Below are 1,111 nucleotides of genomic sequence, written 5' to 3' on the forward strand. Positions count from 1 at the left end.
GGGTCCCCCTCCCGGGTGTTTTTGTGGGGGGGGGGGGGGGGCGCCCCCCGGGGTCGGCAGCACGAACGCCCGGTCCGGTGCACGAGGCACCGGACCGGGCGAAACACAGCTAAGCCGCTGCAAGCACTACGCGCCGCGTCGCTGTTGGGTCGGGGACTGGCCGTCCTCGTCCTCGTCGTCGTCCTCATAGAGGTCGGCGTACTTGGCGTACACGTCATCGTCTTGCTCATCGTCCTCGAATTGCTCGCCATTCGGCGGTTGCGAATTCGACGGCGATGCGCCCAGCTCCTCGGCCAGGCGGGAGAGATCAGTCCCACCGCTGTTGTACTTCAGCTGGCGGGCGACCTTCGTCTGCTTGGCCTTGGCCCGGCCGCGCCCCATGGCTCGACCCCCTCAACGACGGGGCTCGACGGCCCCAGAGTCTTGACACGCGTTCATGGTCCGGAACGGGCTCTCCGTGGAGAGACCGGTCCGTAGGGCTTCCACGGTACCTGAGCCCACGCCCATACGGTACGTCGCCCGCAGCACGTGGCCATCCCCAGGACCATCGAGGCGCCCCGTCCTCGCTGGTCAACGGCGATTTTAACCACCTTTCGACGGTCGACCCGCCGGGATAAGTGAGAGTTCTCTCCAACTCCCCCCGACGGGTACCGGTCAAACCTGCGAGGGCCCTGCCCGATCACCGGAGGACCGCCGCGGGGTTCACCCCCGCAGGCGCGCCTCCGCCATCCGCTGCTCGGCGATCCGGTCGGCCGCGGCGGCCGGCGGAATACCGTCCTCATTCGCACGTGCGAATATGGCCAGCGTGGTGTCGAAGATCTTCGCCGCCTTCGCCTTGCACCGCTCGAAGTCGAAGCCGTGCAGCTCGTCGGCGACCTGGATGACACCGCCGGCGTTCACCACGTAGTCCGGCGCGTAGAGGATCCCGCGGTCGGCGAGGTCCTTCTCCACTCCGGGGTGGGCGAGCTGGTTGTTGGCGGCGCCGCACACCACCCGGGCGGTCAGCACCGGCACGGAGTCGTCGTCGAGCGCGCCCCCGAGCGCGCAGGGGGCGTAGATGTCGAGGTTCTCCACCCGGATCAGCGCCTCGGTGTCGGCGACGGCGACCACC

Annotated in this window: 1 protein-coding gene and 1 pseudogene; both read right to left on the bottom strand. The window is 69.1% G+C overall.

Annotation, left to right across the window (positions count from 1 at the left end):
• Positions 1 to 126: 126 nt before the first annotated feature.
• Entirely contained in the window at positions 127 to 381 is a 255-nt protein-coding gene (locus ACFWR9_RS39680; protein ID WP_115743247.1) for a DUF3073 domain-containing protein, read from the bottom strand.
• Positions 382 to 702: 321 nt separating this feature from the next.
• Positions 703 to 1,111 (bottom strand): annotated as a pseudogene (locus ACFWR9_RS39685) (valine dehydrogenase); the annotation flags it as partial.

Origin of the sequence: Streptomyces sp. NPDC058534 (assembly GCF_042717365.1) — a bacterium.
Classification (GTDB): Bacteria; Actinomycetota; Actinomycetes; order Streptomycetales; family Streptomycetaceae; genus Streptomyces.

Bases quoted from the DNA above. Each gene is read 5' to 3' on its own strand.
- ACFWR9_RS39680 (WP_115743247.1), bottom strand. From the start codon at position 381: ATGGGGCGCGGCCGGGCCAAGGCCAAGCAGACGAAGGTCGCCCGCCAG.